The following is a 23,881-nucleotide window of genomic DNA, read 5'->3' as shown; positions in this document are numbered from 1 at the left end:
AACGGTGGATAAATGGCGAAGAGACTGATTGTGACGATTCTGGCCCCAACCGTCGGACCCAGCGGCGAGCGGCGCGATCAGTGGTCCGGCGCTATCGGTACCGGAATCGCGGTCGGCGATGGGTTGATTCTGACTGCCCGTCATGTGGTCCGGCAGGCCGGACGCGACGCGCAGTTTCCGATCAAAGTCCGTTGGTACGAATTCTGCGATCGTACCGATCCCTACAGCGGCTGGGTTGACTTGCAGCGAGACGATACTGCTGCCGTCGCCTGGGACGGTGGTGACAGCTTGGATGCGGTGCTGCTCCGTTGCCCCAGCCATCCGGACGCCCAAAAAATCCGCAAACCCGCCATCTCGGCGTCCCTACCTCAGGAGGGCGCCAAATGGCTGAGCCGAGGGTTTCCCAAGATTACCAACATAGCCAAACTTCGCGAGCACGGCGATTTCTTCGGCGCGGTATGCGGCCCCACACCAGCCGACAGCGTGTTCAAGTTGAAGAACGAGTTTCAAACCGATAGCGAGGAAGGCTGGAGCGGCGCATCCGGCATGCCGGTTCTGGTCAATAGCGAGATCGTCGGCATTATCCAGGACGTGCCGAGATACTTTAAGACCGAGCAGTTTCAGGCCGTGCCGGCTTACCGCTTGCGTCTGGATTCGGCATTTTGCGAATGCTTGGGTTTGGACCGCGAGCCGGATCGCTTGAAAACAGCCCATGATCTGATCGTTCGATTGCTGCAAGCTTGCGGGTCTGCGACCGAAAAACTGGCCGAGGGTTTCGGGTTCACAACCGGGACCATCGACCAGCGTCGGGAGCAAGTGGCAGGCAAGGCGTTGAACACCGAATTGGACGAATTATTCGATGTTACCGTCGACGCGCAACATGTGTTGCTCGCGGATAGCGATTTCGCCGGTGCCGAGGCCGTCGCTCGCTTTGTGCAAGTGATTTTACCTGTGCTCCACAAATCCGCCGACGCCGACGCCGTCCGCTCGAACCACGCCGCCAAATCCGGCGTATTGCACGAAATCGGCGCTTGCCATAAAACCCTGGCCGAATTGGTGATGGCGAGGGCCGACGGCAGGCCCGCCGCCTATCACAAGCCCAGCCACCCCAACGAATTTCCGTCCGCCTTGCCTTGTTTACCCACCCCGCCGGAAGCGGGGCGCGACGTCGACGGCCGGCAGTTCCAACGAGATTTTACCGAGCATTTGGCGCAAAAAGCCGAAGTTTGGATTGATGGCCGTTTCAAGAATCAGTTTGTGGATTATTTGCGCGGCCGCTTTACCGACCCCGGTTTGCCGCTGACGACCGACGAAGCGCTGATTGCGTGGATCAACGACGGTTTGACACGCGATGCCAAACGTCAGGCGCGCGCCAACGGTGTTCGCCGTTACACCTATTACTATTTAGTCGAAACACCGGCGGATTCCGACCCCGCCCAACTGGCCGACCAAAACCAAGTGCTGGGCGAATTGGCGGAGCGGTTTCCCGAAATTGCCTTTATCCGCCTGGCGCCGCCCGATCCGATGTGGCGGGAGTTGCTGGACTATTCCTTACTCAGAGATCTGTTGTACGCTAACACAGGACCACGCCCATGAACTTCCTCCCAATACGCTCGAACCATGTCGAGACCCTCGAAGATCCCGTCGCCGCCGACGGCGATCCGTGCCCCAAACACCATTTCGAGCCGCGCCAATTGATGGCGATCAACGCCGCGCTGTCCGCCAACCGGCCCTTGCTGGTGCGCGGCGAGCCAGGCATCGGCAAGACCCAGCTGGCCCGCGCCGCCGCCAAGGCGCTGCGGCGGGCCTTCGTGCAGTGTGTGGTGGATGCCAAGACCGAATCCCGCGATCTGCTCTGGCACTTCGACGCCATCGGCCGGCTGGCCGAGGCGCAAGTATTGGGCGCCTTGCACGTCGCCTGCCCGCCGCCGGCGCATCCGGACGGTCGCGACCCGGCGGAACTGGCGCTGGCCGCGTTGCGCCAACGCCTGGAGCTAAAGCAATTCATTCATCCGCGCGCGCTGTGGTGGGCCTTTGACTGGCCTGGCGCCAAAACCCAAGCCGATCACGTGGGCGTGGCGCCGCCGCCGCAAACCGACAACGGCGACCCGCGCAACGGTTGCGTGGTGCTGATCGACGAAATCGACAAGGCCGAATCCGATGTGCCCAACGGCCTGCTGGAGGCCTTGGGCGCCGGCAGCTTTACGCCGCAGGGTTGCCACGAGCCGGTCAAAACCGTCGGCGTGCCGCCCTTGGTCATCATCACCACCAACGAAGAACGCGCCTTGCCGGACGCCTTCGTCCGGCGTTGCCTGGTGCTGCATCTGAAACTGCCGGACCAACGCGCGGAACTGATCGCCAAGCTGGTCGAACGCGGCCAAACCCACTTCGGCGCCGGCGTCGCGCCGAAGGTGCTGCAAGCCGCCGCCGAGATGCTGGCGGACGACCGCGCTGCCGCCGAGCAACGGCATTGGCGGCCACTGCCCGGGCAAGCCGAATATCTGGACCTGGTAAGAGGCGTCGTCAAGCAAGCCGGCGGCGATTTCGAAGTTCAACAAGCCTTGATTGCTCAAGTCGGCCAGTTTGTATTGAAAAAGCACCCCGATGCCGCCCGCGAGCAGGATGCCGGCTTGACCGCTCTGGAAAACCCGCCGACATGACCCCGCCGCGCCGCGGCCTATTGAGCCGTGCCGATTTGCTGGATGCGCTGATTGCCCAGCCCCAAGCCGCCGGCGCGGACCCTGCGTCGGCCGTGGCCTATCTGGCCGGCCAACTGCGCCTGGAATGGAAAGCACCCAAATCCCAACGCACGGAACCGGAGTCGGCGCGGCCGGCGCCGGCCGGCGTACCGCTATCAGACTCCGGCGCGGCCGCCGACACGCCACGCGAACCGTTGCGCGATGCGCTGTTTTGGTATTTGGCCGGCTACGAAAGCTTGGGCGAGCCGGAATCGGCCGAGGCCGTGCCGCTCACTCATCCGACCGCCGATACCGAAGTCTGGCGAAACCGGCCGCGCGCGGCGCCCGGCGTTCAGCCGCTGGCGACCTGGGCGGAACTGGCGCCCCGGCTGCGCCAGGTGCTCGGGGATTACCGGGAAGGTCGCGGCATTGACCTGGCCAAAACCTTGACCCTGATCGGCCAAGGCCAGGTATTGCCGGCTTTTCCGCGCGAACGTCGCCGCCGATGGGGTCCCAGCCTGTTGCTGATCGAAGACGACAGCCGGCGCTTGATACCCTATCGCGCCGACAAGCGTTTGATACGCGACGCCATCGGCCGCTTGCTGCCCGAGCACGCCCTGGCGCGGGCCTTGATGGACGACCAAACCGAGCTGCCGCTGCCGTTGACCGCCAATGCCGAAGTCTGGCCGCCGCCGCCGGGCAGCCTGGTGCTGGTGCTGGGCGACTTGGGCGGACTGGCGCTGCGCGATGCCGGCCTCCGGCAACGTTGGTTGGCCTTGGGTACGGCGTTGCGGGAAGCCGGTTGCCATCCGTTGGTGCTGTTTCCGGCGCCGCCGATGCGTTGTCCGCCGGCGCTGGCGGCGGTCTGGCGGGTGATAGCCTGGGAGCGGCCCCGGTTGGCCGACGACGGGCGTAGCCCGGCGGAACGGGCCGAGCGCCTGTTGCGGCTGGTGTCGCCGGCCGCCAGAATCGAACCCGGCCTGCTGCGGGCGGCCCGCTTGCTGTTGCCGCCGGAGGCCGCCGACGCCGGCACCGAAGCCGACGTTTGGCAACACCCGGCACTGATCGGCGACTCCGCCGCCGGGGCGACGCTGGATCCGGCCGAGGCCAAGCGCCTGCGCGCCGAACTGGCGGACACCGAGCCGGCCGCGTTGCGGCACCGTTTGTTGCGCGCGATCAAGGCCTGGCGCGGCGATTTGCCGCCGGAAATCTGGTTCGACGAGTTGCTCAATGTCGATCCGGCCACGGTGGCCGGCGATCCGCGGGAACCGGCCGACCAGGATTTGCGCGACGACCTGGACGACGCCCGCCGCTACTTCGCCGAGTTCTGCGCCCTCAACCCGGCGCGCGAGCTAGATAGGATGCCGGGCCACGACCGCGCCTGGCTGGCGCGCATCGCCGCCCGCGCCACCCGGCATTTGTGCTTCAACCCAGTGTTCGGCGTGCGCCTGGCCGAATTGTTGTTGGAGGTGAGCGCACAATTGCCGGAAGGCATTCAACCCCGAGACATTCCTCCGCCGCCGGACCGTCCGGAGCGGCGGCTGGAACTGATACAGAGCGGTTCGAATCTGCAACTGCTCGAAGCCGACGCGGCGGAGCGGGCGGCGGGCAGTTGGCTGGCGCATTTGACCACGGCGAACGGCCTGGTTCAGTTCGAGCCGTTGGCCGATGCCGGCCGTCCGCGACTGTGGCGTCAGGACGGCGCCGACCCGGTCGCGATCGCATTGCCGACCGGCGGCGGCTTGCGCATCGTCAGCGACCGCGCGCGGCTGACGTTTCAGCAAACCGCCAAGCCGAGCTGGGCCAGCGCGATCGGCCGCGACCGCTACGGGCTGTGGGTGGAGTTTACCGTCGAAGACCGGCCAGGCCAGCCTACCGTGCAACGCATGCGCTGGATTCCGCCGGGTAGCTTCGGCATGGGGTCTCCGGACGACGAAGCGGGCCGATTTAACGACGAAGGTCCGCGACACACGGTCACGCTACGCGATGGCTATTGGCTGTTCGATACGCCCTGTACCCAGGCGCTCTGGCAAGCGGTGATGGGCGACAATCCCAGCCGATTCCAAAGCCCGCGCCGGCCGGTCGAGCAAGTCAGTTGGAACGACGTGCAGGCGTTCATCCAGCGCCTGAACGCCCGGATTCCCGGTCTGGCGCTGGAGCTGCCCAGCGAGGCGCTATGGGAGTACGCCTGCCGGGCCGGTACCGACAGCGCACTTTACAGCGGGCCGATTGACATTCTGGGAGAACGCAATGCGCCGGCCCTGGACGCCATTGCCTGGTACGGCGGCAACAGCGGCGAAGGTTTCGAGTTGACGGACGGCTACGACACCTCGGATTGGCTGGAAATGCAGTACCCTAATCGCCAAGCCGGCAGCCGCTTGGTCAAGGGTAAGCCGGCCAATCCGTGGGGACTTTACGACATGCTGGGTAATGTTTGGGAATGGCTGCAAGACGATTGGCACGGCAATTACGTCGGTGCGCCGGCCGATGGCAGTGCTTGGGGGTCGGGCGAAGCCGACGCGGCCCGCGTGATTCGCGGCGGTTCGTGGCTCTACGACGCCAGGTACTGCCGCTGCGCTTGTCGCGTCAGTATCCAGCCAGGCGACAGAGATAGCGTCCTTGGCTTCCGGTGCGCCCGAGTTCAGGCGTGAATCCGGCCAAGCGCGGAGCGTACCGGCCGGCGCGGCCCGGCCCGCGGAGCGGATCAGGCCGGGCGGCGGTGGCCGGTATGCGGTGGCACGGGCAAGCTCGCCGTCGCCAGTGGCTGCCGCCGCATCGTCGTTGCTTGGTCACGCCTATTGTCGTCAACGGGTTTTCGTTCTGGCGAACGCATAAGATGGGCGTGGGAGCGGCTTCAGCCGCGATCGATGGCGCTCCGACACCGCTTGCCGGTATTTGTCCAAGGCCTGTCATCGCGGCGCCGCTGGTTTACAGCTTAGCCGCGCCGTCACGCCCGCCGGGAAGCGGGCATCCGGGGTCATGGAAGGCAAGCGACATTTGGATTTTTGGCAGCCACCGACCGGCGAGACAGCGGATGCGGCTCAATTTAACGCGCGAAAGGTATCCATGGCTAAAACCCTGCAAATTTCCAGCGGCATCGACCCCACCTGGCACCCGTTGATTCACGGCGGTGCGCCGGCTTGGGCCAGCGAATGGGGGCAGGACCGATACGGCGTGTTGGTCGCCTTTACGTTGGACGACGTCACCCAGCGCCTGCGCTGGATTCCGCCGGGGCGGTTCGAGATGGGCTCGCCGGAGTCCGAAACCCGCGACTTGGCTAGGAAAGACTACGAGCGGCCCTGGTTCGAGGCCGAGCAGCCGCGCCATTCGGTGCTGATCGGCCAGGGCTATTGGTTGTTCGACACCCCATGCACGCAAGCCTTATGGACGGCGGTGATGGGCGGCAATCCCAGCCGATTCCAAAGCCCGCGCCGGCCGGTCGAGCAAGTCAGTTGGGACGAGGTGCAAGTGTTCATCCAGCGCCTGAACGCCCGGATTCCCGGTCTGGACTTGACGCTGCCCAGCGAGGCTCGATGGGAATACGCCTGCCGGGCCGACACCGACAGCGCGCTGTATTCGGGGCCGATCGAGATTATGGGTTTAAACCACGCGCCGGCCCTGGACGCCATTGCCTGGTACGGCGGTAACAGCGGCGAAGGTTTCGAGTTGGCGGACGGCCAAGACTCGACAGGCTGGGAGGACATGCAATATCCCAACCCCAAATCCGGCAGTCGCGAGGTGGGCTTGAAACGGCCCAACGCCTGGGGCTTGTACGACATGCTGGGCAACGTTTGGGAGTGGGTGCAAGACGATTGGCACCCGAATTACAACGGTGCGCCGGTTGACGGCTGTGCTTGGGTGTCCGGCGAAGCCGGCGCGGCCCGCGTGGTTCGCGGCGGTTCGTGGAACAGCGTCGCCAGTTTCTGCCGCTGCGCTTGTCGCAGCAGCGACCAGCCCGACTACCGCGTTAACTTCCTTGGCTTCCGGTGCGCCCGAGTTCAGGCCTGAGCCGGCACGGTAGCGAACCCAGCCGGCGCGGCCCGGCCCGCGGAGCGGATCAGGCCGGGCGGTGGCGGCTGCGGTGAGCGGTCCGCCGGCGGGATGGCTCAATCGGTCGATTGCAGCAGTTTGCGGAGCGCGGTCGGGTTTTTGATGGCGATGAAACGGTTTTGCACGCTGATCAGATCGTCGTCCTGAAATTTTTTCAGCATCCGGCTGACGGTTTCCAGCGCCAGACCCAGGTGATTGCCGACTTCCTGGCGGGTCAGCGACAATTTGAATTCGGACGACGAGAAGCCGCGCCGCTTCAGGCGCTCGGACAGGCTGATCAGGAAATAAGCCAACCTTTCCTCGGCCGGACGCTTGCTGAGGACCAGTTGGTTCTTGTCCTCTATCATTTTTTCGCCGGTATGGCGGAACAGTTCGCGGGTCAGGCTGGGTACGTTTTGGAACAATTCTTCCATGCTGTCGGCCGGCAGGATGCAGAAACTCATGGTTTCCAGCGCGATCGCCGCGCAGCCGTGCTTGGAGCCGGACAGGCCGTCGAAGCCGAGCAGTTCGCCGGGCAACAAGATATTCAGAATGTGTTCGTTGCCGTGGTTGTCGTTGGCGACCAGTTTGGCGCTGCCTGACTTGATCGCCAGAATGCCGCGAAAATTATCGCCCTCGCGGTAGATGAAATCGCCGCGCTGTAGGGTTTTGCGGGCGCGGATTACCTGGCTGATGTTGGCGATCTCGGATTGCGACAAGCCGCGCGGCAGGCAAATGTTGTCCAGGCTGCAATTAGCGCAACTGACTTGCTTGTTAAGGGCGACGACCTTGGCGTCGCTGCCGGCCGAGTCGCAATGTTGCAGGTTGTTCATTAGGCTGCTCCGTCCATGTCCCGGTGGTAGCCGACGATGCGTTCCACCTCGTTTTTCGAGCCTAGGATCAACGGCACCCGTTGATGGATGCTGGTGGGCTTGAGGTCCAGTACCCGTTCCCGGCCGGTGCTGCAGGCGCCGCCGGCCTGCTCGATGATGAAGGCCATCGGATTGGCTTCGTACAGCAGCCGCAGCTTGCCGGGCTTGGCTGGGTCGCGCAGGTCGAACGGGTACATGAACACGCCGCCGCGATTCAAAATCCGGTACACCTCGGCGACCAGCGACGCCACCCAGCGCATGTTGAAGTCGCGCTCGCGCGGGCCGTCGGAGCCGGCGACGCATTCGTCGACGTAACGTTTGATCGGCGCTTCCCAGAAGCGTTGGTTGGACATGTTGATCGCGAATTCGCTGGCGTCTTCGGGTATCTTCATGTTGCAGTGGGTCAGGATGAATTCGCCGACGTCCTGATCCAAGGTAAAGCCGTTGACGCCGTTGCCGGTGGTCAGCACCAGCATCGTCGAGGGGCCGTACAGCACAAAGCCGGCGCAGACTTGTTCGCTACCCTTGCGCAGAAAATCCTCGGGTTCCGGCTCGACGCCTTCCCGGCAGCGCAGGATCGAAAATATCGTGCCGACGGTCAGATTGATGTCGATGTTGGACGAGCCGTCCAGCGGATCGAACAACACCAGGTATTTGCCCTTGGGATATTGCTTGGGAATCTGGATCGGGTCGTTGATTTCCTCGGAAGCCATGCCGCCCAGCGAACCGCTCCAATCCAGCGCCCGGACCATGATGTCGTTGGTGATGATGTCCAGCTTTTTTTGGACTTCGCCCTGGACGTTTTCCGATTCCGCGCTGCCCAACACGCCGATCAACGCGCCGCAATTGACCCGGTGGGAGATTTGCTTGCAGGCGGTGACGATGTTGTTCAGCAACAGCGTGAAGGTACCCGAGGCCTCCGGCAGTCCGCGCTGCTGTTCGATGATGAACTGGGTCAGGGTGACTTGGTTGGTCATGCGGTGATTCTCCGTCGGGTATTCGAATAGGTGTTCAGGCGCAACGCTTGCTCGCGACCGATGGTTGGTCGGAAATCGGTCGGCGCGCGGCGCGAAGGGGTGGCCGGGAATGGTTTCATCGGGGCGTTCAAACTTTTTCGCTTAACAGCGTTTGCGGCGGTAACGCGGGCGGTTGGGGCTGGGCGGGTCGGCCTTGTTGTGCGTCCATAAATCCGGGCGTTAATCCTTTTTGTTCAAATTGTTGCCTGAGTTCGGGCAGGCGGCTGTCGATCAGCTCGACGGTACGGGGCGACTCGCTCCAGAAGCGGGTGTTGACGCTGCCGTCGTAGCAGGAAATTTTGCAATGTATTGTACCAATAAGCGGCGGGCTAAGGCTAATGCTGACGGTCCAGGCATCCTTATGTTCCTCGCTCCCGCCGGTTTGGTCGCGTTCGATGCACAGCCGTAGGCTGTCGGCTTGGTCGGCGTTGAAGAAGGGTAGTTCCAGAAACCAGACCTGTTTGGTCGCGTCGTCCCTGGGTAGCGAATTCAGTTGATCGAGCGTCAATTTGGCTAGGCCGCCCTGGGCTTTTTGGAGCGTTTCGCTGAGCGGTTCGCGCTCGGCGGCGGGTAGCGCGGTTTGTTCGGCCAGTTCCCGCTGCAGCAAGGCGACGAATTTGCTCAACTTCAACTTGAAGTCCTCGGGCGGCGGCGTTTGATCGGGCGGCGGATGCGGGCCGCCGAACCAGTCGCTTTCCATGAACAGGCCGGAGCCACGAATCGCTTGCCGCAGCGGCGCCGGTTCGAGCAAGGCCGCGCGCGGCGGAATCGCGGCCAGCAGATTGAGGGCGGCGCGTTTCAGGGTTTCGCCGACATTCGCGCCGGCGAAATCGGTCGTTACCAGACGCGCCAGGTGGCCGGCGAACTGGGCCGGCGGGATTTGCATCGGCAGCAGCTGTTTGTAGGCGGCGGCGATCAGGGCCTCGGTATCCACGCCGCGCGGCGACAGCGCGACCATCGGTCCGTCCGCGCTTTTAACGATGTGTAGCGTTACGGTTTGGCCCGGCGCGGGTGGCGCGGAGACGCTGGTCGGCGCATTGCCGGTGCTGCTGGCCGGCTGGGACCACGTCCATTGTTTGTCGGTCAGCGTAATCAGATCGGCGCGCGGGTTTGGCGGGCTGGCCGTCGGATTGCCCGAAAGCGGTGGCGAAAACGATGGCGATGGCGAAAGCAGTGGCGTTGGCGTTGGCGATGGTGGCATCGGCGATGCCGGGTTGGCGGCGGGCAGCAATTGTAAGGTCAATCGACCGGCATCGGCCTTAACCACGACCGCCGTCACGCTGGCGGCCGGGTTCGAGTTCGCCGGAGCAGAGGCGGGCACCGCCCCGCCGGCCCCGGCCGCCAAGGTCGCGGAGGGAGAGGAAGTCGCCGAGCTGGCGGGGTTCGCTGAGGTCGCCGCGCCTAAATTCGCCGGCGCGGTTGGCAGTTTGAAAACGCCGCCGTTGCTAGCGCCGGCTACCGGCAAAAATTCGTTTCGATTCGGCTGACTGACCGCCACCAGGCGCAGTTCGGCGGTCGGCGCCAATTTGACGACTTGGAGTTGCAGGGTCTGGCCGACTTGGACCGGCATTCGCGCGGGGTTTTGCAACAGCAGGTTGCGCTCGCCGATTGTCACCGTCACGGCCTGGTTTGGGCTATCCACCAGCGTGATTTTCGCTTCCACCAATTGATTGAGCTTGAGTTCGGGGAGTTCCTCCGCGACCTTGTTCAAGCTGGCTTGCAAGCGGGCGTCCAACGGCAGGTTGATATCCATGACTTCCCCTTGGCCGGCAGCCGTCAGGTTTAGGATGATGCGTACCGCCTCGGCGAGGGCCGGTAGTTCGGCGTAAGCCGGCGGCGCCGATCCGGATGCCGTGATGTCAGCCATGGCACGGCCGGCCGGCTATTCCAGGCCGAGGATGAAGTCCCAGTGCGCGGCGCCGACCGGCATCACGGACAAGCGGTTGCCGCGGCGCAGCAAGGCCAATTCGGCCAGTTCGGACTTTTCCTTCAACTCCTTGAGGGTGATGTTACGCGCCAATTCGCGGACGAATTTGACGTCCACCATGAACCAGGTCGGATTGTCCGGACGGCTTTTCGGGTCGAAATGGATATTGTCCGGATCGAAGGCGGTGAAGTCCGGATAGCCGGCCTTGACGACCTGCATGATGCCGACGATGCCCGGTTCGGCGCAGTTGGAATGGTAGAAAAACACCAGGTCGCCCGGCTGCATGTCGTCGCGCATCATATTGCGGGCCTGATAATTGCGGACGCCGTCCCAATGCTCGGTTTGTTCGGGTTTGCGTTGCAAGTCGTCGATGCCGAAAGTGTCCGGTTCGGATTTCATCAACCAATAATTCATCTCGGTTCCTCGAGGCGGTGGCTAGCGTTGTCGGCATTGTCTCCGCTATTGGTCGTCGGGTGCAAGTACCTCGACGTGGTCGGCGTAAGTTTCGGCGATGCGATGAAATTGCGGTTCGAGTTCCTGGAAGGCCGCGACGATGTCGGGATCGAAGTGGCTGCCGTTACCTTCGACGATCAAGTTCATCGCTTCGCCGCGCGGCATCGGTGCTTTGTAAACCCGGCGGCTGGTCAGCGCGTCGTATACATCGACCAAGGCTAGGATTCTGGCGGCCAGTGGAATGTCCTCGCCTCGCAAGCCCAGCGGATAGCCGCTGCCGTCCCAGCGCTCGTGGTGGCCGTAGGCGACGTCCATGCCGCATTTAATGAAGCCCTGCGACGGATATTGCTCGTAAACCGAACGCAGCGTATCGCCGCCGATCGCCGCGTGGGTTTTCATGATCTGAAATTCTTCCGGCGTCAGCCGGCCGGGCTTTTTCAAAATCGCGTCGGGGATGCCGACCTTGCCGATGTCGTGCAGCGGCGACGAGCGCACCAGATCCTGAGTGAATTCGGCGGTCACGCTGGCGGCATAACGCTCGGTGCGGCTCATGTGGCGGCAAATCAGCTCGCAATATTTCTTCAGACGCAATAGGTGCGAGCCGGTTTCCGGATCGCGGTATTCGGACAGTTTAGCCAACGCGGTGATGATGGCGTCTTGAGCTTCGATAAAGGCTTCTCGGTGCCAGTGGCTTTGTAACGCGGTGGCGGTGACGTTCAGCATGCCGATCAATGTCGACAAGGTGTCGGCCGTCAGGGAAGGTCCGTCGCCGGCCAGTGTGACCAGGCCGATGACGCCGCGAGAACTGACCATCGGCAGACAGGCCAGCGGCTGGCCGGTAAACCAGGCGATGCCGCCGCCGTCCAGAGGAGAACCGAATTGCCAACGCCGGTTCTCGGCGATCGCGCGGCGAATCGCGCCCTCGGGCAGATCGGCGACGGCGAACTGGTTCGGTTCGCCGTTTTGCGGATGGAAGCAGCGAAACTGTTGATCGGCCCCCGGACTCAACCACAAACCGATCGCATTGCTACCGATCAGCTCGGTCAACGTGGCGATCAGTGCCGATACCACGCCTCTTGAGTCGTTCAAGCGGGTCATGTTGGCCACGTAGCGATATTGCAAGGCGAGGGCGCGGGTTTTCTTGGCCACCAAGTCTTCGAGGTGCGCGTTGAGTTGGCCGAGTTGATGGTTGGCTTGCTGCAATTGGTTTTGCAGGATTTGCTCGGCCATTTTCAGGCGATATTGCTCCAGGCCGTCGTTCAAGGTCTCGCGCAGAATTTCCGGCGGACAGGGTTTGTTTAAAAAGCGGGCGATATGAGCGCTGTGTAGCGCGTTGACGGCGATGTCCAATTCGGCCCGCCCGGTCAACATGACCAAGACCGTATTGGGATACTGCCGGTACACCGCATTTAAAAAGGCGATGCCGTCCATATCCGGCATGTTGTAATCGGACACCACCACCGCGAACGGTCCCTGCTCGGCCAGGATGCGCAAGCCGGCCGCGCCGCCGTCGGCGACGGTCAGGTCGAAATCGCGGCGCAATTGGCGCTTGATGCCCTCCAACAGCAGGATTTCGTCGTCGACGAACAGGATTTTCCGGCTGATCTCGGGTAAGGCGGCCGGCTCGGCGGTCGGATTGCTGGGTAAGGTCATCGGCTGCCTCCGGCTTGTTCCGCGACTTTTTCCGCCAACGCCCGCCATTCCGCAAGACGTTCCCATTTGCCCAAACGCCGCAGATAGGCTTCGTCCAATTGCATTTCGAACAAATGGCTGTAGTCGTTCGGATTCGCCGGCTGCAACAGGCAAGCGGCGACGTGAACGGCGGTTAATGCGTTGACGCCGTCGTAATCGGTCTCGTTGGGGGTGTAATGCAACAAAATCGCTTCGATGATGCGCGGCGGGATTTTCCACAGGCTCAACACATAGGCCGCCGCCTGACAGCGATTGAAGCCGAAAATCTCGGTTTCCAAGGCCGTTATCGGTTGCTCGTGGCGTTTGGCGCGCGCCAACAATTCCAGAGTTTTGCCGCCGCCGCGCGACAGAAAAAGCAGCAAGCCCATATTGTGCAGCAAGCCGCCCAGGTAGGCTTGGTCCGGACGGTCTTCCCGCTGATGTTCGGCTAGCGCGATCAGGCGTGCCAACTCGCCGACCCGGCCGGCGTTTTGCCACAAATATTCCATTTTTCGCTCCAATTCCGGACTGGCGATCGGAAACGCAGTCTTCACATGTACCGACAAGACCAGATTGTTCAGGCGCTTGATGCCGATCAGGTTGATGGCGTCGGTCAGGCTGGAGACCACCCGGTTCAGTCCGAAATAGGGCGAGTTGATCAGTTGCAGCAAGCGGGCCGATAGCACCATGTCGCGGGCGAAAATGTCGGCGATGTCCTTGGTGGTGGTGTTTTCGTCGGCGATCGCCGCGTTCAACTCCCGGTAGATCGCGGGCAGGCTGGGCAGGGCGTTGGCATCCCCGAGCGTGCCGGCGATCAGCGGATCGTTGATGCAATCTTGGATTTTGAAGATTTGGCTCAGCGCTTCCCGCAAGGTTTCGGCGCTGCAAGGCTTGCTCAAATACTGGTGGGCGACTTCCAGGCTCTGTTTCAGGTTGTTTTCGTCGGTGTAGCCGCTCAACATGATTCTAACCACGCCGGGATAGCGCTCGGCGACGGTCTTCAGCAATTCGTAGCCGTGCATCCCCGGCATCATCATATCGCTAACCACCAAGTCGATTTTCTCCGCCGCCATGATGGCTAGGGCTTGCGCGCCGCTCGTCGCGAAATACAGCCGCCATTGCTCGCGGTAGGGCCGCAATTGGCGTTGTATGCCTTGAATAACCAATTCCTGGTCGTCGACAAACAGTATGTGCTTCTTAGTCATTTTCGGTAACCGGTGCCTGCGGGTCGAGCGGCAACAGTACGTGGAAGGTGGTGCCGAGTCCCGCCTCGGATTCGAAGTATAGTCTGCCTCGGTGTCGCTCCACGATAATGTTGTGGGCCAGGCTCAGCCCCTGGCCGGTGCCCTTGCCGACCGGTTTGGTCGTGAAAAACAGGTTGAAGACTTTCTCCCGAATCTCGGCCGGAATGCCCGCGCCATTGTCGCGGATGCGGATTTCCGCCATATCGCCGAGCTTGCGGGTGGCAATCTGGATCACGCCGCGTTCGCCGCCTTTTTCTTCGATGGCATGGGCGGCGTTGATGATCAGGTTGAGCAGGACCTGGCTAAGTTCGTTGGCGTAGCAGGGCACGGCAGGCAAATCGGCGGCGAGGTCGGTTTCGACGTCGGCAATGTATTTGCAGGCGTTTCGGCTGATCGTGATCGCGCCGGCGACGGTGTCGTTCAGGTTGATCGCTTGCCGGGATTGGCTAGGTTCGACGTGCGAAAAAGTCTTCATGGCCTTGACGATTTCGGCGACCCTGGTCACGCCTTCCAGCGCTTGGCCGATGGCTTTGGGACTGTCGTCCAGAATATAGGCCAGATCGAATTGCTCGCCGAGATCGTCTAGCCGGGTTTTCGAGGCCGGGTCGGCTTGTTGGTAAACCGCCGACTGCCAGGCGCTCAGGTCGGCGAAGTAGTTTTGCAACGCGGCCAGGTTGTCGCCGATATATTGAATTGGCGTGTTGATTTCGTGAGCCACGCCGGACGCCAGTTGGCCGATGGCTTCCAGTTTTTGAGCTTGGGTCAGTTGGGTTTGCAGTGCCTTGGTTTCGCTGACGTCGTCGAGGATGCCGCAAAACAGCGTCTCGCCGTCGATTTCGATGGGGCTGATGTGCAATTGCACTGCAAAAATTTCGCCGGAGGCACGGCGGCCCTGGAACTCGCGGCGCTGGTTCATGGCGCGGCTTTCCCGTGTCGCGATGTAGTGCGCCAAATAACCGTCGTGTCGGCTTGCAATGTCGGCCGGCATCAGCCGTTTGACGTTTTCGCCCACCATTTGTCCGGCGGAGTAACCGAAAATGCGTTCCGCGCCGCGATTGAAACTTCGGATCGCTCCGGTTTGATCGATGGTGATGATCGCGCTCGGCGCGGTATCCAGAATTGTGTTCAGTTGGCTGGTTTGCCGCTCCAAACTGCGCATTTTTTGTTGCAGTGTTTCGTTTTGACGGCCCAGCAGATAGCCGGCTAGTCCCAGAACCAGCGGAGCGCCCCAGATGACCCACAGTTCGGGGTGGAGCCTGTGCAAGGAGGCGAGAGTGGTCAGATCAAGCTGGAAGTCCTCGCCATTCAACAGAAAGGCGCTAGTACCCAGTGGGAACAACAGTCCCAGGCCCGCGGCCAGGATAGCGAATGAAAGTGAAGTGGGGATGCGCGATGGCTTGGTCATTCCGTAAGCTCGGTAGGTACGCGCCGTAAAGCGTTGCGATCACCGGTTTTCGGCGCGGGGAGGTTTGGTCGCCTACACGCCTAAAAAAACCCGGAATGCTTTCAATCGCGGGAACGGACGCACGAAAAGCGCCGACCCGGGCCTAAAACCGCTTCCTGATGCGCCGCCGCTGGAAAGAGTATAGACCGCTTAATCGACCGCGACGGTATCGACCAGCAATAATCGGTCGCCGTCTAGCCGTAATGCCAGCGTTTTACAGAGCAGGTTGGTCTCGAAATCGCGATAGCGTTCGGAACTGACGATGCGGTCGCGGTCGCCGCAATGTTCCAGTGCCAACAGTTGAAAGAAATAAGGTCGCCACGACCAATTGAAGCCGATTTTGCGCGGATCGGTAAACCAGCGGTTGGCGCTGAAATTGAAGTCGGGGGAAATCTGGTCGCCCAGGTTGTTGCACAGATAAAAGCGGATTACGCCGCTTTCCGCGAAATTCCAACTGACCAGTTCGTTGAGATTGAAATCGTCTTGCAAAGCCTCCGCCAGCCGATAGGCCAAGCTCTTGAGGGTGTTGATGGCGTTGATTTTGCGTTCTTCGCGGACCAGGGTTTGTTTTAGAAACTTGCCGCGCAGCGAGGCAATGTGTTGCTGATATTGCTGGGCAGGCTTGAAATCGGCCTCGGCCTTGCCGAACAAAAAACCCTGCATATATTGCGCGCCGCAGTCCAACCCGAACCAGAATTCCTCGTCGGTTTCGACCCCTTCGCAGGTCAGCCGGGCGCCGGTGCGCTTGCCCAGTCGCGACAACACTTGCATGATGTCGCCGGCGATGCCGCCCTTGGCGGCTTGCTTGAACAAGCGCATGTCGATCTTGATGATGTCGGGCTGGACCGCGATCAGCCGTTCGAGTTGCGAGGAGCCGGCGCCGAAATCGCCGATCGCCACGCTCAGGCCGTGTTTGCGGTAGCGCTGGACGATTTGCTTGAGCTTTTGCGGATCGGCCGGTGCGTCGGAGATTTCGACGATGACCCGGCCGCGGTCGATATTCAGTTCTTCCAGCATCCGCACCGTCGGCACCGCGTTCAGCTGGCGCAGATTGTCTATCCAGGCCGCCGAGATATTGATGGCCAGAAAGCTATTGGGATCGGCGTGTTCGGCAAATTTTTGCAAGGCCTGCCAACGCACCTGGCGGTCGAGTTCGGTTCGCTGCTTGGCGTCGATGTCGGCCGAGGAAAACCAAGCGCCGGCCGAAACCACGCGGCCGTTAGCGTCGTGTTGGCGGGCCAGCGCCTCGTAGCCGACGATCTGGCCGCTGGCGGTGGAAATGATAGGTTGAAAATACGGAAATAACTGTAGTTTGGCTTGCATCGTTCCCTGGTGGCTGCTCGCATGCGCGTTGTTAGTTCAGGTCGCTAGAAAAACCTTCAACTCGGGCAGGCAGGAACCGCAGCCGGTACCCGCCCCCAGGCAGGCGCCGATCTCGGCGACATTGCCGAGCTTGCGGTCGCGAACCGCTTGCCGAATGGTTTTCTCGCCTACATTGAAACACGAACAGACGATTCGGCCAATATCGACTTCGCCGGCGGGCGGTGCGCCGCTCAACAGACTCAGGCGTTCGCCCCGGCTCAAGGCCGTTTTGCCGAACAAGGTCGCGATCCAGCCGGGTTCCGGCAATTCCGGCCCGGCGCCGACGAATAAACAAGCTTGCAGGCCGGCTTCGGTGATCAGAGCAGTCCGAAAGTCGCCGGATGGCGGATCGCTGTATTCCAGCCAGTGGCGGTCCAACCGTTCGGCCGCATTGGCGGCCAGCCGGTGGCGACTCCAGGTTCGCCAGTCCCGGCCGGTATGGCCGCCGGCCAGTTGGTAACGGTAAAAACCGTCGCCGCGCATCTCCACCCGGTATTCGCAGTCCGATAGCGGCAAGGCTTGCCGCGACAACAGTACGGCATGCCAGCGGGCCGGCCAGGCTTCGATGGCGACCGGCGTTTGCTTGCTTTCCGGCTGACCGGACAAGGGATCGACCACCGGATTGACCAAAGCGCCCATCCGGCCGTGGCTGCTGTTGACGCCGGTCCAGTGCATCGGCACGAACAAGCTGCCGGGCCGTTGTTCGGCGCTGATCGCGATCTTGGCGAGCATCGCGCCCCAGCGGCTGGTCAGTTTGGCGATGGCACCGGCCGGCAACCGCAGGCGGGCGGCATCGTCAGGATGGATTTCGACGCAAGGTTCGACTTGGTGGGTATTCAGTTTGGCGGCCAGGCCGGTGCGGGTCATCGTGTGCCACTGGTCGCGCAAGCGGCCGGTATTCAGCGTGAACGGATAGTTGGTGTCGGGTACGTGGCGGGGAGGGCGGGGCGACACCGGCACGAAGTGGGCTTTGCCGTTGGCCGTGAAAAACCGGCCGTCGCCGAACAGCCGGGCAGTGCCGCCGGCTGCGCTCACCGGCCATTGTAGCGGTTGCAGGTTGGAATAGGCCGGATCGCTCAGCTCGGCCAGACCGGACAGATCGAAGTCGCGACGACCGTGAGCGGCATCGTTTTCGAAGGCCGACAGCGCGGCGTGTTCGCGGAAAATCTCGGCGCTGGACCGGTAGGCGAAGGCTTCGCCAAAGCCCAGGCGTTGCGCCACCTGGCTGAAGATCCACCAGTCGTGGCGGGCCTCGCCGGACGGCGCGAACAACGCGCGTTGGCGGGAAATCCGCCGCTCCAGATTGGTGACGCTGCCGTCTTTTTCGCTCCAGCCGGTGGCCGGCAGCAGCACGTGCGCCAATCGAGTGGTGTCGGTATCGGCGATGCAATCGGACACCACGACGAAATCGCAAGCCTGCAACGCCTGCCTGACCCGGTCGGCGTCCGGCATCGACGCGACCGGATTGGTGGCGACGATCCAGATCGCCTTGATCTTGCCGGCCGCGACCGCGTCGAACAGTTCCAGCGCTTTCAGGCCCTGGCGGTCGGCGACCCGCTGGCTACCCCAAAATCGGCCGACTCGGTCCACATGGACCGGATTGTCCAAATCCATGTGCGCGGCCAGCATGTTGGCGAGGCCGCCGACCTCGCGGCCGCCCATCGCGTTGGGTTGGCCGGTGAACGAAAACGGCCCCATGCCGGGCCGGCCGATGCGGCCGGTGGCCAGATGACAGTTGATGATGGCGTTGCATTTGTCCGAACCGGAACTGGATTGGTTGATGCCTTGCGAGTACACCGTGACGGTTTTTTCGGTCGCGGCGAACCAGTCGAACAGCAAACCGACGTCGGCGGCGGCCAGACCGCAATTCTCGGCGGTGGCGGCGATGTTCGGCGCGGCGCTTCGCGCTTGCGCCAAGGCCGCCTCGAAGCCTTCGGTATAAGTGGCAATATAGGCGGCGTCGGTGGCGGCGATCGCCGCCAAATGACCGAGCAGGCCGTCGAACAGCAGCGCGTCCATGCCGGGTTGAATCGGCAGATGCAGATCGGCGATGTCGCAACTGGCGGTGCGGCGCGGATCGACCACGACGATTTTCAACGCCGGATTGCGTTCCTTGGCCTTGCGGATGCGCTGGAAGGCGACCGGGTGACACCAAGCCGCGTTGGAGCCGACCAGCACGATCAAATCGGCCAATTCCAGGTCTTCGTAATTGCACGGCACCGCGTCGGCGCCGAAGGCCCGTTTATAACCAACCACCGCCGACGACATGCACAGCCGCGAGTTGGTATCGATATTGGCCGAGCCGATGAAGCCCTTCATCAATTTGTTGGCGACGTAGTAATCCTCGGTCAGCAATTGGCCGGACACGTAGAAGGCCACCGAATCCGGGCCGTGCTCGGCGATCGCGGCTCGGAAACGCTCGGCAACCAGGTCCAGCGCGCTGTCCCAATCGGTGCGGGCACCGCCGATACGCGGATAGAGCAGGCGGTTTTCCAAGGACACGGTGTCGGCCAGTGCGGCGCCCTTGGAACATAACCGGCCGAAATTGGCCGGATGCTCCGGATCGCCGGCAATCCGGACGCGGTGGCCGGCGGCATCCTCGATTTCGGCCGAGATGCCGCAGCCGACACCGCAGTAAGGGCAAGTGGTCTTGACGATGGTGGTTGGACTCATGGTGCTATTGTCTCAGGCGGCCTCGGCGGTTGTCGCGCCGCCAAACAGTAAGCGCCGGCGTCTGTTGCTCACCGGCACGCCGTCGCGGACCAAGCGCAGATAGCCATTGGCATCGCCGGTATCGCCGTACAGAATCACGCCGATCGGCACGTCGCCGCGCAGTACCACTTTTTTATAGATGCCGAGGCCATAATCGACGAAGCGCAGGGTTTCGCTGTCGGCATCGCCGTCGAAGTCGCCGACTGAAAATAAATCGATGCCGGTGACTTTCAACATGGTCGCGGCGAAACCGGTCCGATAGCTGCCCGTGCCGCCGGCCAGTTGGTCGGCGCAGATTCTGGCTTGTTCGTAGACCGGCGCCACCAAGCCGAACAATTCGCCGCGATGTTCGATGCATTCGCCGACCGAGTACACGGAGGGATCGCTGGTTTGCATCGCATCGTCGACAACGATGCCGCGCCGGCAGCTCAGACCAGCCGCCGCCGCCAACGCGATATTAGGGCGGATGCCGGTGGCCATCACCAGCAAATCGGCGGGTAGTTTTTGGCCGTTGTCCAGTTCGACTTCGACGACGTGGCCGGCGCGGCTGGCAATCGCCGCGATCGTGGCGCCGAGTTGGAATTCCATGCCGGTTTCGGCCAGGTGCCGGCGCAGGAATTCGCCGGCCTGGGCGTCGAGTTGCCGGTTCAGCAAGTGGTCGGCGCGGTTGACCACGGTGACTTGCATGCCGCGTTTCAACAAGCCGTTGGCCGCTTCCAGTCCCAGCAGGCCGCCGCCCAGCACCACCGCGTGACGGCGCCGGGCCGATTTGGCGATCATTGTCTCGACGTCGGCGATGTCGCGAAAGCCCATCACGCCGTCGCAGTCGCGACCCGGAATGTCCAGCAGCAGCGGTAGCGAACCGGTGGCGATCAGCAGTTTATCGTAGTCCGCCGTCGTGCCGTCGCGCGCGATGACTTGGCGTCGCGTCCGGTCGATGGCGACCACGGCTTTGGCGGGGCCGCAGTGTAGCGTGATGGCGCGGCTCCGGTACCAGTCGAAGTCGTGGATCACGATGTCGGCGAAGTTTTTCGCGCCGTACAGCACCGGCGTCAGCATGATGCGGTTGTAGTTGCCGTGCGGTTCGGCGCCGAATACGGTGATGTCGTAAAGGTCGGGGGCGATTTGCAGCAGTTGTTCGACGGTCCGCATGCCGGCCATGCCGTTGCCGACGACGACGAGTTTCGGTTTCATGTTCTTGCCTCGATAACGTTGCGCCACGGGAGCCGGCCGCTACCGGCCGGCTCCCGTGCTAAGTCGTTAAAAACTGACGTTGGCCTGCAGCCAGATTTTCTGGGTATCGGTAAACGCGGCGTTTTCGGTGTTGAAATTGGCGTACTTGGCCAGCAGCGAGTAGTGCTTGCCGAATTTCTTCAAAATCGAGAAATCCCACTCGCTGCCGTATTCGACGCCGCCGGTGTCGTCGTAGAAATCGTGGTACATGCCGGTGACGATCAATGTATCGTTCATCGCCTTATAGCTGGCGGTGGCGAACACGTCGCGGATACCCTGGCCCAAGGTGGCGTTGCCCAACGGATTGATGAACAAATCGGCCCAGCCCTGGAAGGCGTGGTTGGTGCCCAGCGGCGTGTTGAAGGTCTTGTTCAATCCGTAACCGTTCAGCTGTTCCATCGCGCCTTGCAAGGTCAGGTTGAAAGCCGATAGACCGCCCATCAGGTTGATGCGGTCGGCTTGATAATGATTCGGGTTGTCGGCGTAATTGGATTGCTTGCCCCATTCGGCGGTGTACAGAAAATTCACGGTATCGAAGAACTGCGGCGATTTGCCGTCTAAGCGCAGGCCGTAGGTTTGCGAGGATTTGGCGTAATTGGCGCGCTCGCGGAAGTCCAGCCAGTAGCCGTAACCGATCAGGTTGCCCCAGTCGCCGACCTTGTAATTCAGATTCAGCACCGGCGCGTTCAAGGTGTCGGTTTCGCCGAAAATGTTTTGCACGTGGTCCAGGTAACCGGCGTTGACGGTCAGCCCGAACAGGGTTTGGTTGTTGTGAGTAACCAGCACCGAGTCGTAGGTCGACTCCATTTGCCGCCAGCCGACGTTGCCGATGAAGCGGTCGTCGTCGAATTTGATGCGTTGCCGGCCGACCTTGATTAAGGTGTCGGCGATGCCCTTGTAACTGAGCCAGAACTGGTTGAGCTCGCTACGGTCCGGGTCGGCGATCAGCGAATAGTCGCGGTGACGGTTCAACGTCGTGCCGCCCTGATCGTAGTCCTCCTGTAGCGCGTAATTGCCTTCGTATTCGGCGTAGGCTTGGAAATCGTAAAAAGTCGGCGACAGCAGGCCCAAGCGCAAGCGGGCGGTATTGGCGTTCGCGGTTTCCACCCGTTTCGGCGCCTTGCCGGGGATGATGGGGCCTTTGTCCTGATCGACGTTTTCCCAGCGGTAGTTCAAATCCATTTTGACGGCGCCGTTACTGCCGTAGTGGTAAAAATTCAGCGCGTCCTCCACCTCCTTGGTGATGTCGGCTTGGGCCGGCGTGCCGGCTCCGGCGATCGCCAGCACGCCGGCCGGCAAGATGTGTGTGGATTTGAACATGATGTCTCCTGGTCTGTGGTCGGTCGAAAGTCGGTTTGCCATCCGCCTAAGCCTGCAAGGCGGGAATTTCGGCACAAAGAGGTCGTAGGGTACGCAGCGCGTACCTGGTTGCATTCGGTTTGTTCATGGCTTGAAAAGGTACGGGATGCGTACCCAACAATATCTAATGGGTGTGGTCGCACTCCGCCAGAAAGGTCAGCAGGCTTTCCCGGTAACGGTAGTAGTCCGGATGCTCCAGCAGCGCCTTGCGGCTGCGCGGCCGCGGTAGATCGATGTCTTGTATCTTGCCGATCTTGGCGTGCGGGCCATTGGTCATCATCACCACCCGGTCGGCCAGCAGAATCGCTTCGTCGACGTCATGGGTGACGACGATGGCGGTGACGTGGGTGCGTTCCCACACTTCCATCAACACCTCCTGCAATTCCCAGCGGGTCAGCGAATCCAGCATGCCGAAGGGTTCGTCGAGCAACAGCAGTTTCGGCGACAGCGCGAAGGCCCTGGCAATGCCGACTCGTTGGCGCATGCCGTTGGACAGGTCGGCGGCTTTCTTGAACATCGAGTCGGCCAGGCCCACTCGGGTTAAGTAGTATTCGACGATGTCGTCGCGCTCGTCCTGGCTGGCGTGCGGATAAACCTTATCGACGCCGAGCATGACGTTGTCGAACGCGGTCAGCCACGGAAACAAACTCGGCGCCTGAAACACCACGCCGCGATCCGGGCCGGCGCCGTCGATTTCGCGGTTATCCAGAATGATGCCGCCTTCGGAAATATCGTTGAGGCCGGCGGTCATCGACAACACTGTGGATTTACCGCAACCGGAATGGCCGATGATGGACACGAACTCGCCTTTTTTCATCCGCAAGTCAAAACCGTCGACCACCTTGACGGTGCTGTTGCCGTCCGGGGTCGGATAGATTTTCGACAGGTTGGCGAACTCCAGATAGCGGGCCTTACCCAGATCGGTTTGGCTGGGCTTGAGCGCCGAGGTATCGAGTTTCCAGTCGTTGCTGGTGTTCGGACGCACGTCCGGCAGCTTGACCCGGTCGCCGACTTCGGCTTGGGCTTTTTGCAGGCCGATGTCCATCAGATAGCGGGTGATTTCGGCACGCAGACGTTTGAACTCCGGATCGTGGTTCAACGCGGCGCGATCGCGCGGCCGTTCCAGATCGATGACGAAATCCGGGCCGAAGGTGGCGTCAGGGCCGGGTTTCAGCGGGATCACCCGGTCGGCCATGTAGATGGCTTCGTCGACGTCGTTGGTGATCAGAATGACGGTCTTCTTGTCCTGCTCCCAGATTTGCAGAATCTCGTCCTGCAAGTTGCCGCGCGTTAGCGCATCCAGCGCGCTGAGCGGTTCGTCCAGCAATAAAATATCGGGGTTGGCTGCCAAGGCGCGGGCGACATTGACCCGTTGGCGCATGCCGCCGGACAGTTCGGCCGGGCGCTTGTCCATGGCTCGGCCCAGATTGACCATCTTGACGTATTTTTCGGCGTGGGCGCGGCGTTGCGCCGGCGTCCAGTCCTTGAAGATCGCATCGACGGCCAACGCCACGTTTTCGTAAACGGTCAGCCACGGCATCAGCGAATAGTTTTGAAACACCACGCCCCGGTCCGGTCCGGGTTCGCGGATCGCCGCGCCGTTTTTCAGCAACTCGCCGGCGTCGGCCTGAATCAGGCCGGCGATCAGCGACACCAACGTGGTTTTGCCGCTGCCGGAAAAGCCGACGATGGCGATGAATTCGCCTTCTTGTATGTCCAGATTGATGTCTTTCAGGATCGAGGTCTTGCTCCGGCCCTCGCCGTAGGATTTACAGACATTTTTCAATTCGACCAGCGGCGCGCGCGCGTCGTTGGCGGGTTGGTTGGTCGCGGTTTTTTGCATGGAAAGTTCGATGATTTTGGCGGGGGCATTCATGGCGG

At 62.0% G+C, this 23,881-nt stretch carries 16 protein-coding genes; 4 read left to right on the top strand and 12 right to left on the bottom strand.

Annotated elements, in window-relative coordinates:
- Window positions 1-12 precede the first annotated feature (12 nt).
- From ACQE3E_RS14665 to ACQE3E_RS14650, 4 genes are all read left to right on the top strand, one after another.
- Window positions 13-1,596: a S1 family peptidase gene (locus tag ACQE3E_RS14665; protein WP_313729898.1), complete on the top strand. Its 1,584-nt coding sequence runs from the start codon at window positions 13-15 to the stop codon at window positions 1,594-1,596.
- Window positions 1,593-2,660: an AAA family ATPase gene (locus ACQE3E_RS14660; RefSeq protein ID WP_313729899.1), complete on the top strand. Its 1,068-nt coding sequence runs from the start codon at window positions 1,593-1,595 to the stop codon at window positions 2,658-2,660. The genes ACQE3E_RS14665 and ACQE3E_RS14660 overlap by 4 nt, the downstream gene beginning before the upstream one ends.
- Window positions 2,657-5,329: an SUMF1/EgtB/PvdO family nonheme iron enzyme gene (locus ACQE3E_RS14655; RefSeq protein ID WP_427500710.1), complete on the top strand. Its 2,673-nt coding sequence runs from the start codon at window positions 2,657-2,659 to the stop codon at window positions 5,327-5,329. The genes ACQE3E_RS14660 and ACQE3E_RS14655 overlap by 4 nt, the downstream gene beginning before the upstream one ends.
- Window positions 5,330-5,744: 415 nt before the next feature.
- Window positions 5,745-6,686, top strand: a complete 942-nt coding sequence (locus ACQE3E_RS14650) for a formylglycine-generating enzyme family protein (protein ID WP_427500709.1) — start codon at window positions 5,745-5,747, stop codon at window positions 6,684-6,686.
- 98 nt (window positions 6,687-6,784) lie between these two features.
- Here the strand turns inward: ACQE3E_RS14650 and ACQE3E_RS14645 are convergent, their stop codons facing one another.
- From ACQE3E_RS14645 to ACQE3E_RS14590, 12 genes are all read right to left on the bottom strand, one after another.
- Window positions 6,785-7,540, bottom strand: coding sequence for a helix-turn-helix domain-containing protein (locus tag ACQE3E_RS14645; protein ID WP_427500708.1), 756 nt, complete (start codon window positions 7,538-7,540; stop codon window positions 6,785-6,787).
- Window positions 7,540-8,556, bottom strand: a complete 1,017-nt coding sequence (locus tag ACQE3E_RS14640) for a class 1 fructose-bisphosphatase (protein WP_427500707.1) — start codon at window positions 8,554-8,556, stop codon at window positions 7,540-7,542. Before ACQE3E_RS14640 ends, ACQE3E_RS14645 begins: the two co-directional genes overlap by 1 nt.
- 127 nt (window positions 8,557-8,683) lie before the next feature.
- Window positions 8,684-10,462, bottom strand: a complete 1,779-nt coding sequence (locus ACQE3E_RS14635; RefSeq protein WP_427500706.1) for a flagellar hook-length control protein FliK — start codon at window positions 10,460-10,462, stop codon at window positions 8,684-8,686.
- Between the two features lie 15 nt (window positions 10,463-10,477).
- The gene (locus ACQE3E_RS14630) at window positions 10,478-10,936 is read right to left on the bottom strand and encodes an EVE domain-containing protein (RefSeq protein ID WP_064028663.1); all 459 of its coding nucleotides are present in this window, start codon (window positions 10,934-10,936) and stop codon (window positions 10,478-10,480) included.
- 45 nt (window positions 10,937-10,981) lie between these two features.
- Entirely contained in the window at window positions 10,982-12,628 is a 1,647-nt protein-coding gene (locus ACQE3E_RS14625) for an HD domain-containing phosphohydrolase (protein ID WP_427500705.1), read from the bottom strand.
- Complete coding sequence (locus ACQE3E_RS14620) at window positions 12,625-13,851, bottom strand: response regulator (protein WP_168029617.1); 1,227 nt, start codon at window positions 13,849-13,851, stop codon at window positions 12,625-12,627. The genes ACQE3E_RS14625 and ACQE3E_RS14620 overlap by 4 nt, the downstream gene beginning before the upstream one ends.
- Window positions 13,844-15,295, bottom strand: coding sequence for a two-component system sensor histidine kinase NtrB (locus tag ACQE3E_RS14615; RefSeq protein WP_427500704.1), 1,452 nt, complete (start codon window positions 15,293-15,295; stop codon window positions 13,844-13,846). The genes ACQE3E_RS14620 and ACQE3E_RS14615 overlap by 8 nt, the downstream gene beginning before the upstream one ends.
- Before the next feature lie 189 nt (window positions 15,296-15,484).
- Window positions 15,485-16,657, bottom strand: a complete 1,173-nt coding sequence (locus ACQE3E_RS14610; RefSeq protein ID WP_064028671.1) for an EAL domain-containing protein — start codon at window positions 16,655-16,657, stop codon at window positions 15,485-15,487.
- A 36-nt stretch (window positions 16,658-16,693) separates the two neighbouring features.
- Complete coding sequence (locus tag ACQE3E_RS14605; protein ID WP_313729909.1) at window positions 16,694-19,369, bottom strand: molybdopterin-dependent oxidoreductase; 2,676 nt, start codon at window positions 19,367-19,369, stop codon at window positions 16,694-16,696.
- Window positions 19,370-19,381: 12 nt separating this feature from the next.
- Window positions 19,382-20,602 carry an NAD(P)/FAD-dependent oxidoreductase gene (locus tag ACQE3E_RS14600; RefSeq protein WP_313729910.1) on the bottom strand — a complete coding sequence of 407 codons (1,221 nt, stop codon included), beginning with the start codon at window positions 20,600-20,602 and terminating at the stop codon, window positions 19,382-19,384.
- A gap of 66 nt (window positions 20,603-20,668) precedes the next feature.
- Entirely contained in the window at window positions 20,669-21,961 is a 1,293-nt protein-coding gene (locus ACQE3E_RS14595; RefSeq protein ID WP_313729911.1) for an alginate export family protein, read from the bottom strand.
- A 163-nt stretch (window positions 21,962-22,124) separates the two neighbouring features.
- Window positions 22,125-23,876, bottom strand: a complete 1,752-nt coding sequence (locus ACQE3E_RS14590) for an ABC transporter ATP-binding protein (RefSeq protein ID WP_064028686.1) — start codon at window positions 23,874-23,876, stop codon at window positions 22,125-22,127.
- Window positions 23,877-23,881 lie beyond the last annotated feature (5 nt).

The organism is Methylomonas sp. MED-D (assembly GCF_050276835.1).
Taxonomy (GTDB): Bacteria; Pseudomonadota; Gammaproteobacteria; order Methylococcales; family Methylomonadaceae; genus Methylomonas; species Methylomonas koyamae_A.
The sequence above is the reverse complement of the archived record's forward strand: the minus strand, read 5'-3'. Positions and strand labels throughout refer to the sequence as shown.

Excerpts from the sequence above, each read along its gene's own strand:
- ACQE3E_RS14665 (WP_313729898.1), top strand. The coding sequence starts at position 13 with ATGGCGAAGAGACTGATTGTGACGATTCTGGCCCCAACCGTCGGACCC.
- ACQE3E_RS14660 (WP_313729899.1), top strand. The coding sequence starts at position 1,593 with ATGAACTTCCTCCCAATACGCTCGAACCATGTCGAGACCCTCGAAGAT.
- ACQE3E_RS14655 (WP_427500710.1), top strand. The coding sequence starts at position 2,657 with ATGACCCCGCCGCGCCGCGGCCTATTGAGCCGTGCCGATTTGCTGGAT.
- ACQE3E_RS14650 (WP_427500709.1), top strand. The coding sequence starts at position 5,745 with ATGGCTAAAACCCTGCAAATTTCCAGCGGCATCGACCCCACCTGGCAC.
- ACQE3E_RS14645 (WP_427500708.1), bottom strand. The coding sequence starts at position 7,540 with ATGAACAACCTGCAACATTGCGACTCGGCCGGCAGCGACGCCAAGGTC.
- ACQE3E_RS14640 (WP_427500707.1), bottom strand. The coding sequence starts at position 8,556 with ATGACCAACCAAGTCACCCTGACCCAGTTCATCATCGAACAGCAGCGC.
- ACQE3E_RS14635 (WP_427500706.1), bottom strand. The coding sequence starts at position 10,462 with ATGGCTGACATCACGGCATCCGGATCGGCGCCGCCGGCTTACGCCGAA.
- ACQE3E_RS14630 (WP_064028663.1), bottom strand. The coding sequence starts at position 10,936 with ATGAATTATTGGTTGATGAAATCCGAACCGGACACTTTCGGCATCGAC.
- ACQE3E_RS14625 (WP_427500705.1), bottom strand. The coding sequence starts at position 12,628 with ATGACCTTACCCAGCAATCCGACCGCCGAGCCGGCCGCCTTACCCGAG.
- ACQE3E_RS14620 (WP_168029617.1), bottom strand. The coding sequence starts at position 13,851 with ATGACTAAGAAGCACATACTGTTTGTCGACGACCAGGAATTGGTTATT.
- ACQE3E_RS14615 (WP_427500704.1), bottom strand. The coding sequence starts at position 15,295 with ATGACCAAGCCATCGCGCATCCCCACTTCACTTTCATTCGCTATCCTG.
- ACQE3E_RS14610 (WP_064028671.1), bottom strand. The coding sequence starts at position 16,657 with ATGCAAGCCAAACTACAGTTATTTCCGTATTTTCAACCTATCATTTCC.
- ACQE3E_RS14605 (WP_313729909.1), bottom strand. The coding sequence starts at position 19,369 with ATGAGTCCAACCACCATCGTCAAGACCACTTGCCCTTACTGCGGTGTC.
- ACQE3E_RS14600 (WP_313729910.1), bottom strand. The coding sequence starts at position 20,602 with ATGAAACCGAAACTCGTCGTCGTCGGCAACGGCATGGCCGGCATGCGG.
- ACQE3E_RS14595 (WP_313729911.1), bottom strand. The coding sequence starts at position 21,961 with ATGTTCAAATCCACACACATCTTGCCGGCCGGCGTGCTGGCGATCGCC.
- ACQE3E_RS14590 (WP_064028686.1), bottom strand. The coding sequence starts at position 23,876 with ATGAATGCCCCCGCCAAAATCATCGAACTTTCCATGCAAAAAACCGCG.